Origin of the sequence: Geomicrobium sp. JCM 19055, from assembly GCF_000698185.1 — a bacterium.
Classification (GTDB): domain Bacteria; phylum Bacillota; class Bacilli; order Bacillales; family Marinococcaceae; genus Geomicrobium_A; species Geomicrobium_A sediminis.
The window spans coordinates 66,959-83,366 of record NZ_BAXL01000019.1; the positions used below are offsets into that span (position 1 = coordinate 66,959).

The following is a 16,408-nucleotide window of genomic DNA, read 5'->3' on the forward strand; positions in this document are numbered from 1 at the left end:
GATGGCAGTTATGGTAATCGCAAAAATTGAACTTATATCTGACACTAAAATGAAAAGCCAAGATAAAGGTATAAATGGCACAAGCGATAGATGAGCGCTTACAAATTTCACTGTTTTTTTTAGGATGTGAATGCTTAATGATGTTAGTGACGATTACATTACCTAGAGTCAAACTTAAAATTGTTAATATTACTAATGTGTTCATCATATAGACCTCCAGACTTTAAGATGTTTCGACACACGAACACCACCCTCAATAAACAAAAATTTCTAAAATCCCTTGCAATAAAAATATAATAAAGAACAATCCATAAAGTATGGATAGTTTCTTACTCCCTTTTCTTATTTCTACAATCGTTAATCCGCTAAAAAAAGAATAGAAACCCTACAAGATAATAATGACCCACACTGTTTGTAAACACTAATGAAAGAAAGGATGCAACACATAAAACGAAAAAACGTGGTGTAGCTTACGTTCGTAATGATCTTATTTACATCTTTTTGCACGTGTTTCCCCCTTTGCGTAACCATTCGAAAGGTTCATAATAAGCGACAAACGAATACTGTTCAAGCAATAACCTTTCACGTTCGCGAGGCTCTACTATGCGATCTTCGAATAAAGAAATAAAAACGTTTTACCTGACATCCATTTTCTGTTAAAAATAGACTATGCATTAAGAGAACAGCACAGGAATTATGTGAAGTTTGCGAAAGTGGTCGTTTATTTTTAAAGTTGAAAGTCGGGTTATACTACGTTTGATGAGCAATTGAATGAGTGAAGAAATGAGGGGTACGGTTTCGGTGATTACATTTAATCAAGTGGACAAGTCGTTTACAGAAGACAGAAAAGCAGTAAAGGGATTATCGTTTACGATTGAACGTGGTGAATTCTTCGTGCTAATTGGACCTAGCGGATGTGGCAAAACGACGACGCTTAAGATGATTAACCGATTAATTGATGCATCAAGCGGTACGATTACGATCAATGGTTCAAATCATACAGACGTCAACATGCATGAATTGCGATGGAACATCGGTTACGTCTTGCAACAAATTGCGTTATTCCCTCATCTAACTGTTGCAGAGAATATTGCGGTCGTACCTGAGATGAAAAAAATGGAAACAAGACGATATACAAAAACGAGTGAATGAATTACTAGAACTTGTAGGGATGGACCCCGAGACATATCGTGACCGGCTTCCGGCTGATTTATCGGGTGGTCAACAACAGCGGATCGGGGTTGCAAGAGCGCTTGCAGGTGATCCGGACATTATTTTAATGGATGAACCGTTTAGTGCGCTCGATCCACTCGTACGAGAACAATTGCAAAAAGACATTAAGGCGTTACAACAAAGAATCAAAAAAACGATCGTGTTTGTAACGCATGATATGAACGAAGCGGCCTTATTAGGAGATCGAATCGGCATGATGGAAGCAGGTGTTCTGTTACAAGTAGGCACAGCAGATGAGCTGAAACGAAATCCTGCAACACCAGCGGTCGAAGCTTTTATCGGTCGGTCCGTTGAAAAGAAGAACCTGTCGTTAAAAGAATCGTTAACGCCAACTGACAGGAGTGAATACATACGAACTCATCGTGATGAACAGCGAGTAACAGTACAGTTTATCATTAATGAGCACGGTGAATGGGTAACGACGTTTAACGATCACAACGAGTTGGAGACGATGATTTCAATTGATGCATCAAGTTCTGTGAAGTCAGCATTTGAACTATTGGAGAGTAGTCATCTTCCAGCTTTACCGGTTCAAGAGAATGGCAAGGTCATTGGAAGTGTCTCTTATAAAGACTTAGCTCGTGCGTTAGTATAGCTGCAATTAGAAATAAAGATTACATGCACCCTCCTAGTGCAAGGAATAGAGGAATGCACAGTCAACTAGGAATGAGTCAATGTTGATTGGTGCAAAACGATATGGCGAATTTTATGGAATCTTACGTGTCACTGTTTCAAGAACGATCGGATTTACTATTCAACTCCTTTTGGGAGCACGTACAACTTTCACTCGTCTCACTATTGATTGCAGTTGCGATTGCCTTACCGATCGGAATTTTATTAACGAGGTACACTCGCTATTCTGAGTGGATCATTGGGTTTGCAGCGGTGTTACAGACGATTCCATCGCTTGCTTTACTCGGTTTTCTCGTTTTATTTGTTGGAATTGGGACGACACCAGCGATTATTGCTCTGACGGCGTACGCATTGTTACCGATCATGAGAAATACGTACACCGGAATTCGAGAAGTTGATCCAGCCATTGTTGAAGCGGCAAGAGGGATGGGGATGAACTCTTATCGAAGCTTATTGAAAATCGAACTTCCCCTAGCGATGCCGACGATCATGGCGGGAATCCGTACGTCAATGGTGTTAATTGTCGGCACGGCAACGCTTGCGGCTCTCGTTGGTGGGGGTGGCCTCGGGCAAATCATTATGACAGGGATTCAGCGAACGAATAATGAATACATCTTGTTTGGAGCACTTCCTGCTGCACTTCTAGCGATTGTGTTAGATGTTATCCTTCGTTTAACAGAACGAGGTACAAAAAGGAACCGACGTGCCTCATTTAAGCCGATCATAGCCGTTGTCGCCATCGCCCTATTGATCGTGTTTATACAACCTGTCGTCTCCATGTTTAAAGATGAACCTGATTTAGTCATCGGTGGGAAGCTAGGTCCGGAACCCCCGATTCTTGCGAACATGTACAAGCTATTAATCGAGGAAGAAACCGACTTAAACGTAGAAGTCATTGCACCGCTTGGAGCAACAAACGTGACTTCAATGCGTTAATTGTTGGCGATGTTGATATTTATCCTGAATTTAGTGGGACGGTATTGGCCGACCTATTAAATGAGGAAGAGTTTAGTTATGACGAGGAAGAGTCGTATCAAGAAGCACGGGACGGAATTTACGAGGAGTATGGTTTTCACTTTTTAGAACCAATGGGCTTTCAGAATACGTATGCCTTAGCGATGCCAAGGGAGCTCGCTGAAGAATTAGAAGTGAGTACGATTTCTGATTTAATGCCTTATACGAACGAGTTGAGTGTGGGCTTTACCTTTGAGTTTATGGATCGTGAAGACGGATATGCAGGGTTTGAAGATGTGTATGGGTTTAGTTTCTCAGATGTGACGTCCATCGATGTGTCGACCCGTTATCAAGCCATTAGTAACGGGAGTATTGAAATTAGTGATGTCTTCTCGACTGATCCACAACTCGTAGAATATGACATGGTCGTTTTGGAAGATGATGAAGATTTATTTCCACCGTACCAAGCGGCACCTTTAGTGACGAATTTTGCACTCCAACAACACCCTGAAATCGAAGAGATTTTAAATCAATTAGCAGGAGTTGGAACGGTTGAAGAGATTTCAGAGTTAAACTTCCGAGTCGATATTGAAGATGAAGATCCCGAAGAAGTCGCACGAGATTTTTTAGTTGAACAAGGACTATTGGATAATTAAAACATTAACTTTGTAAAGTATAAAACAATGCGATAAAAGGAAAGCCACCAGGTGAATCAGTTGCTGAACTTCCAGAAAATGAACCTAAACCGATCCCATATGAGTCACCGAAAAGGGATGGAGACGACAATCAGCAGATCGGACAATTGAACATCCGCCAACAAGATGACCTGACTGTGAAATTAGGCGAGGAAATCAGTCCAATTGATCTTTTTGTCAATGATGACGATGCAGCCATAGAATTCGAAGGACTACCCGAAGGCATGGTCGGTGTTGCGGATAGCCGCACAATTTCAGGTGTCCCAACCGAACCAGGCACGTATGAGATTACAGTGACAGCATTCAACCAATTCGAAGTTGAAGAGACGATGAGCTTCTCGATTACGGTAGAAGAAACTGAGTGATGGTTAATTGGTAAAGTTAAAAGGAGTTCCTTGTAAGCGATACGTTAATAGCGTATCGCTTTTTCTAATTTGTAGAGTGTGATAATTAAATAATGAGGCTACTTAAAAAAATGCTATCTTTACTGTTACATAACGGTTAAAAATGTTACAAAGAGTATTATCTATAACTTTGGATAAGCTCGAGAATCTTAAAATATGGTGTCTTAACGACCTGGGAATAAAAGTATGTATCTATGTATGATGTTCCATTTGATCTTTCTGACAGCATGTTCTAGGGCTCTTAAAAAACATTTTAGCTGATAAGTAGTGAAGCTCTGAAATGGTTGTTTTAATTATTTGATAATATGTGTGTAACCTATGTAGCCCTTAGATTCAGTAAAGTAGGTTATAAAAATAGTTGAAGGGGGGATTTGTTTGAAAGACGATATAATAAGTTATGAAGATTTATTTGCAATGTTAGACGATTTATTAAGAGAACCGAAACAATTTTGGGACGAGTTTTATCGTGATCGTGAGAAGCAAATTCCTTTTTTTTAAAGAAGAAGGTCCAGACGAGAATTTATATGAGCTTTATAATGGAGGATTTCGCCCTGTTCAGGTTCTAGAATTAGGTTGTGGAAATGGACGTAATGCAATATTCATGGAAAAGATGGGCTCTAAAGTAGACGCAGTGGATATTTCGCAAAACGCAATTAATTGGGCGATTGAAAAAAACTAATAGACAAAATTCAAGTATTAAATTTTATTGTACATCAATATTTGATTTTAACTATCAACCTAATTCCTATGATTTTATTTATGATTGTGGGTTATTCCATCATTTAGCACCGCATCGACGATTGCATTTTATCGAGTTGATTAAAAGTGCTTTAAAAGATGATGGCTATCTTGGAATTGTTTGCTTTAATGAGGATGGCGCTTCAACCATAAGTGATCGTGAGGTGTATCGCGAACAAAGCTTGAAAGGTGGAATTGGTTACTCTGAAGAGCGGTTTAAAAGTGTTTTTATGAAGGACTTTACTATTATTACGTATCGTAAAATGAAACGGATGACAGATATTAATGGTTTATTTGGTGAAGATTTTTTATCAGTTAGTTTAATGAAGAAAGCTTAAAACAGTAAATACAATATCGTAAGGTAATTTAATAGGGCTTTCAGGAGGTAGCGATTTAAGCGATGCGTTGGTAAACGTATTGCTTTTCTTAATTTGTAGAAAGTCCTTGGTCAGTAGGATTTGTAGAAGGAAATGTTTTATAGAAAGCGAATAGACAACGAAGGAGAGATACAATGAATAAAAAAATTATATGGAAGAATTTAGAGGCATTCGGTTACGAGCATTTTGATTTGAGGATAGAAAAAGACATTAATGCGATTGGAACAATCATTACTACCGTTGATGACGTTAAACCAATAGCAATAAAATACTGCATCCAACTAAATCAAAATTGGGTTACAACTGAAGTGAATATAGAAATAGACAACCAAAATCGATTGAAAATACATAGCGATGGAAATGGGAATTGGTTTAATGAGGATGGAGCACCTTTAGAAAATCTTAGAGGAGCGATTGATGTAGATTTATCAGCAACCCCGTTTTCAAACACGTTACCAATCAATAGAGAGAGTTGGAATGTAGGTGATGAAAAGAAGTTTGAGATGGTTTATATTACATTCCCTGAATTAGAAGTTATGAAGGTTAAGCAGAGTTATAAATATAGTAAAACACTAGATGGCAAACGTTACTATGATTATGAGTGTCGAGGTTATCAAACAGAAATTAGAGTCGATCGAGATGGTTTTGTACTTGATTACCCTAGCGTTTTTCAAAAGATTTATTAAAGTAAAGTGCGCAAGTGAATGTTAAAAATTAGTATAAAGCGCTAAGTGGTGTCGACTAATTAGAAGATTATCAGTGATTACAGAATGAAGTGGAGGGTCTTGCATGTGGACTCAACAGCTGATCGAGACAGACAGAGGCGTCTTTGAAGTTTTCATAAAAGGAGATGGTGAGCCGTTAGCAGTCACCCATCATTATAGTGCTTTTAATGAGCGTGGAAATGCATTTGCAAATCCATTTACGGATGTCTATAAGGTATACCTCATTAATCTTAGGGGTGCGGGACAATCCGTAGGTGCGAAACATGAACATGAATACAGTATGGAAGAGACGATCTTGGACTTGGAAGCATTTCGTGAAACCTTAGGGTTTGGTCAGTGGGCATTTGCAGGCCACTCTACCGGTGGGATGTTGGCATTGAAGTATGCGATTAATCGACCAGCTTCTTTAACGAAGATTATCGCAGGTGGCGCAGCAGCTAGTTATGAATATGGATCAGATCCGAACTCCATTTATTGCCATGAAAATCCGAATTTCACTCGCATTGTAGAAATTATGGATCAATTAAACGATCCTGCAACACCAATTGAAACTCGAAGAAAACTGAATTATGAATGGGCTTTAATGTCCTATTACTCAGAAGATAAGCTGCAAGAAGCGGTGACGAAACCGAATAGTGGCAAACCTGTCGCAGAGAGGCTAGATTATTTTAGAAAGGTAGAATATCCTACCTATGATATTAGGGAGAAGCTAAAAAAATGTACTTGTACCTAGCTATATTTATGCCGGAAAATACGATGCCCAGTGCCCGATGATATTCGGAATTGAAATTGCTCAATTGATCCCAACAGCTTCGTTAACTATCTTTGAAGAAAGCAACCACAATCCATTCTCGGAAGAAGAAGAGAGGTTTCAAGAGTTTGTGAATGGAACTATTAAAGAAGTCCTCTAAGAAAACTTGCGTAGGGTAAGTTCTTGTTATGTGGGGGTTTTGATGGTTTGATGTATATAGTCGATGCAAAATCCCCTCATAAAACGGTTAAGTAGCAAAACAATGGGAGTTCTTCCTAGACAAATGCATGTGCCACGTTATTGATTCAGAGTATACATAATCGCACTATATACATCTTGAGAAAAAAAAGGTAAACAAACGTTAAGACCATTGAAATTGGTATGATTAATAATAAGAGTTTCACAAAAGACATTTTAGTAAATATAGTTTCTGCTCTCTTTAAAAGTGACAGGGATTCATTGTTGTTCATGATGATCCTCCTCAGTAGGTGGTTTCGGCATGGCTTATTGATCGGTCTCTTTAGAATTACGTTAGAGGTCATTCTACAAGAATATTTTTTTATTTTTATATAGTTGTTGGAAGATTGAGTCGAATGGCTATGCGAATTTACTACTATAGGAACTTCTTTTAACGGAGGAATCAAAATAAAGAAGAAACGGGTTATACAGTGGAGGTCGTTGAAAAGCTGAAGGTGAAGCAAGCAACTTACGAACAGATTAATGTTGCTGTTGAAGCTCACTACTTCTTGGTGAACGTTGTAGGAGGTAAAAGAAATCTTCAAGATCCTGACAATCTTATTTATGATATCGCTTGGAAAGACGTAGAAGAATTAAAGACGTTAGAGTTAACCTTCCCCGAAGATCAAGAATTTCTTATGTAATTACATAATGAAAGTGTCACCATAAAAGCGAACGAGTCGACCATGACGTATTGTACTCATTAATGTGTAATGAGGAGGAAAATAGCATGGGTGAAGTGGTAGAGTGTATTATCGAATATAATGAAAATGGTTATTTAATTTATGCAGAAAATTATCCAGGAGCATATGCGAGGGGCAGTACCAAAGAAGAGGCTTTGAAAAAAAATTCCTAGTGAGATACAAGCCTATTGCTTGTGGGCGTACAATGACACTAGTAAGCAGCGGATCTCGATTGAGAGTGTTCAGGAACAGAAAGTGAATGTAAACGTTCGTGATGCAGATACATGCATTTTATTTGATCGCGAAAGAGCATCATTCTCAGAAGATGATTATTCTAAGTTAAAGTTGCTCGTTTTAAAATCAGCTTGGGACTTTAGAAAATTATATCACTCTATTCCTGATAAGAACTTCACGAATAGACAGCAGCGAAAAACTTTTTATGGTTGGGTGCCTCTGTCTGCAAGTGATGTTCTTATTCATACAAACAATGTGACAAGCTATTACGTGGGAGAAATTGGAGTTACAATCAAAAATTGAAAAGACATCTATGAAAATCGTGTTTCTGCTTTAAAGTATGTTGAAGCGATGCCGAATTATCTTCAAAATAAAGTCTGTAAAGGCAGTTATGATGAGCTTTGGACGTTAAGAAAGGTCATGCGCCGTTTCATTTGGCATGATCGTATTCATGCGAAATCAATGTATCGAACGGCAAATTCTAGATGGGGTGAAACGATTGAGAACCCCTTTTATTTCTAATCTTTCAAATCGATACTTGTTACGCAGTTAAACGATCACCTGTTGGCAACATTATTCTTGATTATAAAACGATGCGAATGCTTTACTCAGAAAAAGGAGAATGCATACATGCCCGAGCCAAAGATGAAAGAAACCAACAACAGTGTAACCGAATTTATTGAAAGTGTAGAAAGTGAGAAGAAAAAGGCAGACGCCTATCAATTAGTAGAAATCTTTGAAGAGGTAACGGGGTACAAGGCGAAGATGTGGGGGCCTAGTATTATAGGTTTCGGTAGCTATCATTATAAATACGCATCTGGACGTGAAGGAGACGCTCCTTTAGCGGGCTTTTCACCAAGAAAGGCAAAAATTAGTCTCTATTTAGCCTATGAAAGTGAGAAAAGAGAGAAACTGTTAGCACGGTTCGGTAAACACACAAAGAGTAAGGCTTGTATATATGTTAATAAATTGGCTGATATCGATCTAGATGTGCTCAAGGAATTGATCCATCACACAATAGAAACGTATCAAGACTAAAAGCATCAGTGCTTTTCATACTGATGAACGAATTAATGGACACTTATTTTGACCATGGAACATTAAAAAAAATTTTAAAACGTATATAATTATTTAAGTAAATAATATTGATATAACAAGGTGGTGGAATTCTTTTGTTTCTAAGGAATTTGATGTCTCAAGTCATAATAATTGTTACCGTTTATTTAGTGTTTTTCTCAATAGGTAAATTAATTAATACTGATATTCTTAACGCAATCACGTTTTATAAAGACGGTTTTACAATTAGTTTTATCGGTGTAATTCTGCTTTTAGTGACCTCCAACATAATTTACTTTATTATTAAGCGGTTCATCAGTATCAAGGCTGTTACTTAGTATTTGATTAAGGTGTGGCAACTGAAAATAGCTTATAAGCCTCTAGAAAGTATGTTAACCTTGTTTTAATAAAGGTTAACAATGTGTATTCAGGAGGTGCTAAATTTCATGTCAAAAAAAGAGTAAAACGTTATTAATGACAACATCATCGGTTTTGTTTATCATTTTAGTTTTTATGTATTTCATTGGCTATTGGTCGGCTAATAGTTATATTGAAATTTTGTTCTTCTTTGTGATGATAGCAAGTGTGTATAGCTCAGGAATGCAATTTAGAAGTTACTTTGCTGAGTAGTAAGAGTATTCATTTTTTGTTCCTTCATCACAATACAAAGATCAACGAAATAATCGTTCCTTGCGATAAACCAACATCGAGCGTAATGATGTAATAAGTATTGCTCTGCTTAACATAATCTGTATACCTAGATCGTTAGGGGAGCACTTCTACAATTCAAAAGTAATTGGTGTAAGGTTCATTATAGGGGGAAATTTTGATCGAGTCTTTTGCATGCGCTATACCTAAATTTATTTATATTATTGCTGTTTGTTCGGTCAGTGCGTTAATTTTAGCTACAGTAATTTATGGTTTGTTTACGGGTGATTGGAGATTTGTATCCATTGTTGCTTTTATTTTATCTCTTGTAACAATCTTTTCGTTATGGGCAATGAATCGTGCAAAAATGGAAGGGAATTGAGTAGGTTTGATGCTTATTCACATGATTCAATAAAGGCGCAAGCAGGTGCAATACTGTTTGCGCCTTTATTCAAACGACACGCCAAACAGATCATAAGTTTAGTAACGAGGTATTTCTAAAAATAAGCAGGAGCTTTTATGAAAGCGCTTAATTTATATAGAAAGTAAAGGTAAAAACTTATTCCATGAGGAGTGTTGTCATGAACCTTGCCTCTATCATTACGCAGAAAGCTAAAGAAACGCCAACGAAACTTGCACTTGAAAATGAGGGTGTGCGTATTACTTATGAGCAACTAGAACAAACGATTAATCAAACGACGCATTTGTTCCGTCAGCGAGGTGTCATTGAAGGTGATCGGATCTTGTTGCAACTAGGTAATTGTTTAGAGTTTGTGTATTGTTATTTTGCAGCCGTGAAGTGCGGTGCCATAATCGTACCGATTAATCCGACCTATACAGCAGCGGAAATAACGCATATTGCATTTGACTCACAACCGGTGCTTTTTGTTGTTGATGCTACAGCTTCGGAGAATTTTCAAGCTGTTAGGGAGAATAGCGACAATTTCATTGACGTAATCTTAGTTGATACCCAATCATCTGATAATGCACTGTTGCGTGCGATTCAGTCTTTGCCTACACATTGTGATCCCGGTGTCGTTGATGATGAACGCGTATGTCAAATTTTATATACGTCTGGAACGACGGGGAAGCCAAAGGGTGCCATGCTCACTCACAAAGGGTTACGAACGAATGCGATGACGTATAAAGACATTCTCCATTGTTCTAGTGATGATTATTGCTTAATCTCTTCTCCTCTTTATCATGCTGCGTCTCAGACCAATTGCATGCTTACAATGCTTGTTGCTGGTGGTACGAGCTACATTTTGCCAAAGTACTCGACTGATAAAGTCTTAACGCTTTTAGAAGATAAGAAGGTCACATTTTACTTTATTCCACCTAGTGTTGTCGCGATGTTGCTTAATCACCCTCGAATCAACGAACGTACTCTATATCTTCGAATCGCTTTTACAGGCTCAGCCCCAATGCCAGTGGAACTACTCGATCGGTGGAAAGCTGTGTCGGGGGTTGAACTAATTGAAGGGTACGGGCTTACGGAATGTTCTCCAATCGTGACTAGTCATCGTCCAGAAGGTAAAAAGAAGCCCGGATCCATTGGTACGGCACTCCCCCGAGTTTCTGTGGTGATTCGAGACAACGAAGGTAAAGAAATACCGAGTTATGAGAAAGGTGAACTTACGGTTAAGGGTCCAAATGTAATGAAAGGGTATTGGAAAAATGATGTCGCAACAGCTAATACGATTCGAGGTGGCTGGCTATATACGGGTGACATTGCATATCAAGATGATGAGGGTTATCTCTATATCGTGGATCGGAAAAAAGATCTAGTGATTCGGGGTGGGATGAACATTTACCCGAGAGAAATTGAAGAAGTGCTCTACACCCACCCAGATGTTTTAGAAGCAAGTGTCATCGGCAGTCCAGACCCAATTATGGGCGAGGTCGTACATGCATATTTTTCAACGAAAGATTCGAGTGTTACATTGACCACTGACATGTTGCAGCGTCATTGCCGGCCCATGTTAGCACCATATAAGATACCCGCTTACTTTACACAACTAGATGAATTACCTAAACAACGAGTGGGAAAATTTTAAAACCCGCTCTTCGGGAATTGGTCACTCGTAAGTAGGTGGGGTAAAGGATAATGGAATATTAAAAAGATTTATTTTGATGAGAAGGATCTTCGTGAATGAGAGCTAGAGCGGGTATTGTACCGCTCTTTTTTTTGATGTGGTGCGGAATTATTTGCCTAGCCAAATGCCTCAACACCATCATTTTTGCGCTTAGCTCTTTACTGAAAATAACGAATCGGTAAACATATGTATACAAAATATGTTTACATATGTTTACTTCGGTGGTAAGGTGAAGTTAAGAAAGGAGTTGGGATAATTGTCTGATTATAGAAAAAAAGATGTTTCGTGGTGCAAAGATTGAAGATTGTATTGAAGATTTTATTCAAATGGAATTAACAACGAGAGATCAAATGAACACAGAAAATGAAAGCCTGCATTTAATCTCTAAAGGTATGAACAATGCTTATCGGTATGTTGTGAATCGTATGGTCAGAGATTTTGAATATAAAAAGGAGGCATTATCATTGAAGGGTAAATTCGAACAATTAGAAAAAAACTTTAATAAGCTTGCTGAAAACAACATGGAACAAAGTAAGGTTAGTCTTGAGCAGACAATTGAAGAAAGTTTTTATAAAGAAGATCTACCTGAATCAGCAATGGAAGACATTAAGAATATGAAGCCTGACTTTCAAAAAGGGATGTTCGAAGGAATGAGCTTTGCTTATGAACAAGTTGCGAATTACATTTCTATAGCACTTAAAACTTCTGACGCCTTAACAGACAAAAATGTAGTCGATTTGATTGAACAGATTAGTGGTAATCGATTTGCTAATGTTGAAGTTTCTGAAACAGAATTTAATACTTATCAAGAGGGTTTTTCGACTGGGGCAAAATCGGGTTTTAACTTAACTAAATGGGAGATTGAAGAAACATTTAAAATTGGAAGTTGAGAGGTTAAAAAGTTTGAAGTAAGCGATCAGTTTATTATTGCATATCCGATCTGAAATAAGTCGATACCATGCACAAGTCAGGCACAACACCTGTTTGTGCTTTTTTTATGGATGAGTATTGAGAGAAAGCAGGGGCATGGAATTAGTACGTTGAATGTATGGTGATAGGTGAGAGTTCGAACGGATCAAACTCAAGGGAGGATACAGATGAAAGTTGGGATAATCGGCGGTGGATTTGGCTTAAACGTTCAAGCTCCAATCATTGCGTTGCATCCTGAAATGGAAGTTACGGAAATTTGTACGATGAATCGGCATCGTTTACCAGATCATCTATTAGATGAGGAGCGGGCGCCAGTTCATTATAAGTGCTGGACCTTAATGCTAGAGAAGGAAGAGCTAGATGTCGTGTTTGTGAGTTCGTTACCTCGGTATCATTTTGTTATGGTTAAAGAGGCGTTGATAAGAGGCATCCATGTCGTTTGTGAGAAACCGTTTACGATGAATCATCGTGAATCACAAGAACTTGTAGAACTTGCAGCTCTTTACGATGCGAAAGTCGTTATTGATTTTGAATGGCGGTATCACCCTGCCCGTCAGAAGATGAAGGAGCTCATGCTACAAGGTCTGATCGGGGAGGCTATTCACTTTGAGTATCACATCTCAAGCCCTCAATATCAAAGCTTGCACTCGAACAAAAGAGGATGGATGGGTGAAAAACAACAATTCGGAGGTATGCTAGGCGCTTTAGGCACACATATGATTGATTGTTTGAGATGGTTAGTGGATGATGAGGTGGTGAACGTGAATGGGTTGTTACATACGCACGTACCTGAAGGTGCTGGAGAAATGAGAGATGCAGATGATGGGTTCTTTATTCACGGAAAGATGAAGAAGAATTGCACATTTTCTATTCAGTTGCTTTCTGGTGTTAACCACGGATTTGGGTCTAGCATCAAGGTATTTGGAAGGCAAGGAACGATTGCACTAGAGAATGATAAGTTACTTTTAATAGGGCAAGCCCAAGCACCATTAGAAGAGCTCGACATTCGGTCAGAAGGAAAGTTGCCAGCGCTACAGTCGAAAGAGGCAGTAGCTTATTATCCAGCATTTTATCCTTTCGTGGAAAAGGTGTATGATTAAATTGCCTTTCATCAAGTTGATCGGGATTTACCACTCATTGAAGATGGGCATCATAACCAAGTCGTGATGGATACAATCATTGAAAGCCAAACGTTATTTTATAAGTAGGTGGTAGTGGATGAGAAGGATTGTTGCGTTCATCATCTTGTTTGTTTTGTTTTCGTATCTTGTTAATTTTGAGCCTGTTATTGTCTTCGTAGAGGCGTTACTTCAAAGTAATTTTATTATTATCATTGGTCTTCTTACTTTTATTATTATAACCGTCATGATGACCATGATCTTGAAACCGAGTTAACAGTAAATTATTTTCTGGAAAATCATACAAATTGACACCATACCCATAGGGGTATATTATGAGTAATAAGTTAATCGAAAAAAAGGGGTGAAACGACATGGAATATACCGATCAAATGAAAAATCGATTAAAACGAGTCGAGGGACAACTTCGAGGCGTTTTAAAAATGATGGAAGACGGGGAAGATTGTCGTGATGTTGTGTCCCAACTAGCGGCTTCTCGTACAGCCATTGATCGCACGATGGGGGTTATTGTTAGTGAGAACCTCGTAGAATGTGTTCAGAAAGCAATTGAAGATGGAGAAGATACGAAAGACTATGTCGACCAAGCCGTGAACTTGCTCGTTAAGAGTCGCTAGGGTAGCCTGTCTACCCTAGAAAAAAATTTTAGCAATTATAATACCTATACGGGTATATGTATAAGTGAGGAGAAGACGATGACGGAAACGAAATCAACGAACATTATTCTTTTTAGTGGAGACTATGACAAAGCAATGGCTGCGTACATTATTGCAAATGGTGCAGCGGCTTATGATCATGAGGTCACCATCTTTCATACGTTCTGGGGACTTAATGCGTTGAGGAAAGATGAACCGATTCAAGCGAACAAAACGATGTTGGAGAAAATGTTCGGCAAAATGATGCCTCGTGGTGCTGAAAAGATGGGATTGTCTAAAATGCACTTTGCGGGAATGGGGCCAAAATTAATAAAAAAAAGTCATGAAAAAACACAATGCGATGCCGTTAGCCGATCTCATTGAAATGGCAGAAGAACAAGATGTCAACTTAGTGGCCTGTACGATGACGATGGATTTGTTAGGACTGCAAAAAGCGGAACTGAGAGAAAGTACTCAATATGCCGGTGTTGCAGCGTATTTAGCCGATGCTGAAGATGGAAACGTGAACTTATTTATTTAAGAGGAGTGAATGTAATGGAAGACGTCACATTAATTGTTGATGCAAAAGGATTGGCTTGTCCAATGCCAATCGTTCGAACAAAAAAAGCAATGAAAGACATTGCCCCGGGAAGCATCGTTGAAGTGCAAGCGACAGATCAAGGCTCAACGGCAGATCTAAAGGCATGGGCACAAAAAGCAGGACATGGGTATTTAAAGACTGTGGAAGAGGATCAGTCGCTAAAACATTATTTACGCGTGGGAAGTAACGATTTAAACGAGCGCAAATTTCCACATGTGATTGATAACAAAGGACTTCAAAGCGTCATTGATGGTGACTCGAATTTCATCATTGTTGATGTGAGAGAGAAACGTGATTACGACGAACAGCACATTCAAGGTGCTCGCTCAATTCCCTTTGGTGAATTACGTGAGCGCATGCATGAATTAAGAAAAGATCAAACCATTTATGTCGTATGCCGTACGGGTAATCGTAGTGATTTAGCAGCGCAAGCGTTAGCTGATCACGGGTATCATAACGTCGTAAATGTCGTGCCTGGAATGAGTCAATGGAATATCAAAGGAGGAAACCAAAGGTGAGTTTAATAGCTATGAATCCCAGCGAATTAGCGAGAAAGGTCATTCAGAAAGAGCCGTTGTTTATTTTAGATGTTCGAAATGAAGATGCGTTTCGTGATTGGAAGGTTGAAGGAGAAAACATTCAATACTTGAATGTCCCGTATTTTGATTTACTAGATGGTGTCGAAGAGATCATTTATCAGCTTCCTAAACATCAACCCATTCTCGTCGTCTGTGCAAAAGAAGGTTCATCGATTTTAGTCGGTGAGATGCTTTCGGAGGAAGGGTTCGATACTTCTTATTTAGCAGGTGGTATGAAAGCATGGAGTGAACATTTAGAGCCCATTAAAGTCGCCGATTTACGGGAAGGTGGCGAGTTATACCAATTTGTTCGTCTCGGTAAAGGCTGTTTATCGTATATGGTTTTGTCCGGGAACGAAGCCGCCATTATTGATGCGACGCGTATGACAGATGTTTACGTGACGTTTGCGAAAGAGAAAGGGGTATCGATTTCACATGTGTTTGATACCCATTTACACGCCGATCATATTTCGGGTGGCAGAATGATTGCTGAAGAAACCGGTGCGACCTATTGGCTTCCACCAAAAGATGCTGAAGACGTCACGTTTAATTATGAGCCGATTGAAGATCACGCCCATTTGCAAGTAGGCGCTTCTCGAATTGACATCCAATCTCTAGACACACCAGGTCATACGGTTGGTTCGATGTCCTTTATTATCGACGAGGCCTATTTATTAACGGGAGACATTCTATTTATTGATTCAATTGGACGACCAGATCTAGCTGGAAAGGCAGAAGATTGGGTTGGAGATTTGCGGCATTCGTTGTATGAGACGTATCAATCACTGTCGCCAGAGCTTGTCGTCATGCCAGCGCATTTCATGATTGTTGAGGAATTAAATAATGATGGAAGCGTGGCTGAAAAACTCGGAGTCTTAATGGAGAGAAACCACGGATTAAACGTAGACGACGAGCGAGAATTTCGCTCAATGGTTACCGATCATTTACCACCACAACCGAATGCTTATCGTGAAATCAGAGAAACCAATCTGGGCAAGAAAAGCCCTAGCTTAGAGGAACAACGTGAAATGGAGATCGGTCCAAACCGCTGTGCGGTTCGATAA

General features: G+C 38.9%; 20 protein-coding genes and 3 pseudogenes. All 23 read left to right on the top strand.

Annotated features, from left to right (window positions below; all coding sequences use genetic code 11):
- Nucleotides 1–801: 801 nt before the first annotated feature.
- The 23 genes and pseudogenes from JCM19055_RS16540 (at nucleotide 802) to JCM19055_RS16625 (ending at nucleotide 16,408) form a co-directional block, all read left to right on the top strand.
- Nucleotides 802–1,828: pseudogene (locus JCM19055_RS16540) on the top strand (ABC transporter ATP-binding protein).
- Nucleotides 1,829–1,929: 101 nt separating this feature from the next.
- A complete protein-coding gene (locus JCM19055_RS32090) occupies nucleotides 1,930–2,802 on the top strand; it encodes an ABC transporter permease/substrate-binding protein (RefSeq protein ID WP_370543187.1) in 873 nt (290 codons plus the stop codon).
- Nucleotides 2,803–2,846: 44 nt separating this feature from the next.
- Nucleotides 2,847–3,476 (top strand): glycine betaine ABC transporter substrate-binding protein, encoded by a 630-nt coding sequence (locus JCM19055_RS32095; protein WP_370543188.1) that lies wholly within the window; start codon nucleotides 2,847–2,849, stop codon nucleotides 3,474–3,476.
- A 146-nt stretch (nucleotides 3,477–3,622) separates the two neighbouring features.
- Nucleotides 3,623–3,880, top strand: a complete 258-nt coding sequence (locus tag JCM19055_RS16550) for a putative Ig domain-containing protein (RefSeq protein WP_042360507.1) — start codon at nucleotides 3,623–3,625, stop codon at nucleotides 3,878–3,880.
- Between the two features lie 414 nt (nucleotides 3,881–4,294).
- On the top strand, nucleotides 4,295–4,417 hold the full coding sequence (locus JCM19055_RS30135; protein ID WP_265182271.1) for a hypothetical protein: 123 nt from the start codon (nucleotides 4,295–4,297) through the stop codon (nucleotides 4,415–4,417).
- Nucleotides 4,392–4,598 (top strand): bifunctional 2-polyprenyl-6-hydroxyphenol methylase/3-demethylubiquinol 3-O-methyltransferase UbiG, encoded by a 207-nt coding sequence (locus tag JCM19055_RS30140; RefSeq protein ID WP_265182272.1) that lies wholly within the window; start codon nucleotides 4,392–4,394, stop codon nucleotides 4,596–4,598. Before JCM19055_RS30135 ends, JCM19055_RS30140 begins: the two co-directional genes overlap by 26 nt.
- On the top strand, nucleotides 4,585–4,995 hold the full coding sequence (locus JCM19055_RS30145) for a class I SAM-dependent methyltransferase (protein WP_265182273.1): 411 nt from the start codon (nucleotides 4,585–4,587) through the stop codon (nucleotides 4,993–4,995). Before JCM19055_RS30140 ends, JCM19055_RS30145 begins: the two co-directional genes overlap by 14 nt.
- A gap of 173 nt (nucleotides 4,996–5,168) precedes the next feature.
- Nucleotides 5,169–5,720 carry a putative glycolipid-binding domain-containing protein gene (locus tag JCM19055_RS16560; RefSeq protein ID WP_042360508.1) on the top strand — a complete coding sequence of 184 codons (552 nt, stop codon included), beginning with the start codon at nucleotides 5,169–5,171 and terminating at the stop codon, nucleotides 5,718–5,720.
- A 103-nt stretch (nucleotides 5,721–5,823) separates the two neighbouring features.
- Nucleotides 5,824–6,670: pseudogene (locus JCM19055_RS16565) on the top strand (alpha/beta fold hydrolase).
- Nucleotides 6,671–7,202: 532 nt separating this feature from the next.
- Nucleotides 7,203–7,391: a hypothetical protein gene (locus tag JCM19055_RS16570; protein WP_265182274.1), complete on the top strand. Its 189-nt coding sequence runs from the start codon at nucleotides 7,203–7,205 to the stop codon at nucleotides 7,389–7,391.
- A gap of 86 nt (nucleotides 7,392–7,477) precedes the next feature.
- The gene (locus JCM19055_RS30150) at nucleotides 7,478–7,603 is read left to right on the top strand and encodes a hypothetical protein (RefSeq protein ID WP_265182275.1); all 126 of its coding nucleotides are present in this window, start codon (nucleotides 7,478–7,480) and stop codon (nucleotides 7,601–7,603) included.
- A gap of 82 nt (nucleotides 7,604–7,685) precedes the next feature.
- Nucleotides 7,686–7,967: a hypothetical protein gene (locus JCM19055_RS24445; protein ID WP_052366462.1), complete on the top strand. Its 282-nt coding sequence runs from the start codon at nucleotides 7,686–7,688 to the stop codon at nucleotides 7,965–7,967.
- Between the two features lie 48 nt (nucleotides 7,968–8,015).
- On the top strand, nucleotides 8,016–8,186 hold the full coding sequence (locus JCM19055_RS30155) for a hypothetical protein (protein ID WP_265182277.1): 171 nt from the start codon (nucleotides 8,016–8,018) through the stop codon (nucleotides 8,184–8,186).
- A gap of 108 nt (nucleotides 8,187–8,294) precedes the next feature.
- Nucleotides 8,295–8,702: a DUF1801 domain-containing protein gene (locus tag JCM19055_RS16580; RefSeq protein WP_042360509.1), complete on the top strand. Its 408-nt coding sequence runs from the start codon at nucleotides 8,295–8,297 to the stop codon at nucleotides 8,700–8,702.
- An 844-nt stretch (nucleotides 8,703–9,546) separates the two neighbouring features.
- Entirely contained in the window at nucleotides 9,547–9,750 is a 204-nt protein-coding gene (locus JCM19055_RS16590) for a hypothetical protein (RefSeq protein WP_042360511.1), read from the top strand.
- 199 nt (nucleotides 9,751–9,949) lie between these two features.
- Nucleotides 9,950–11,425: a class I adenylate-forming enzyme family protein gene (locus JCM19055_RS16595; protein ID WP_052366463.1), complete on the top strand. Its 1,476-nt coding sequence runs from the start codon at nucleotides 9,950–9,952 to the stop codon at nucleotides 11,423–11,425.
- 317 nt (nucleotides 11,426–11,742) lie between these two features.
- The gene (locus JCM19055_RS16600) at nucleotides 11,743–12,354 is read left to right on the top strand and encodes a hypothetical protein (protein ID WP_042360512.1); all 612 of its coding nucleotides are present in this window, start codon (nucleotides 11,743–11,745) and stop codon (nucleotides 12,352–12,354) included.
- Nucleotides 12,355–12,561: 207 nt separating this feature from the next.
- On the top strand, nucleotides 12,562–13,494 hold the full coding sequence (locus JCM19055_RS16605) for a Gfo/Idh/MocA family protein (protein ID WP_265182279.1): 933 nt from the start codon (nucleotides 12,562–12,564) through the stop codon (nucleotides 13,492–13,494).
- Between the two features lie 118 nt (nucleotides 13,495–13,612).
- On the top strand, nucleotides 13,613–13,789 hold the full coding sequence (locus JCM19055_RS27565; protein ID WP_193745476.1) for a hypothetical protein: 177 nt from the start codon (nucleotides 13,613–13,615) through the stop codon (nucleotides 13,787–13,789).
- A 97-nt stretch (nucleotides 13,790–13,886) separates the two neighbouring features.
- Nucleotides 13,887–14,147, top strand: a complete 261-nt coding sequence (locus JCM19055_RS16610; RefSeq protein ID WP_042360513.1) for a metal-sensitive transcriptional regulator — start codon at nucleotides 13,887–13,889, stop codon at nucleotides 14,145–14,147.
- A gap of 78 nt (nucleotides 14,148–14,225) precedes the next feature.
- Nucleotides 14,226–14,706 (top strand): annotated as a pseudogene (locus JCM19055_RS16615) (DsrE/DsrF/DrsH-like family protein).
- Nucleotides 14,707–14,720: 14 nt separating this feature from the next.
- The gene (locus JCM19055_RS16620; RefSeq protein ID WP_042360514.1) at nucleotides 14,721–15,284 is read left to right on the top strand and encodes a sulfurtransferase TusA family protein; all 564 of its coding nucleotides are present in this window, start codon (nucleotides 14,721–14,723) and stop codon (nucleotides 15,282–15,284) included.
- Nucleotides 15,281–16,408, top strand: coding sequence for an MBL fold metallo-hydrolase (locus tag JCM19055_RS16625; protein WP_081833790.1), 1,128 nt, complete (start codon nucleotides 15,281–15,283; stop codon nucleotides 16,406–16,408). The genes JCM19055_RS16620 and JCM19055_RS16625 overlap by 4 nt, the downstream gene beginning before the upstream one ends.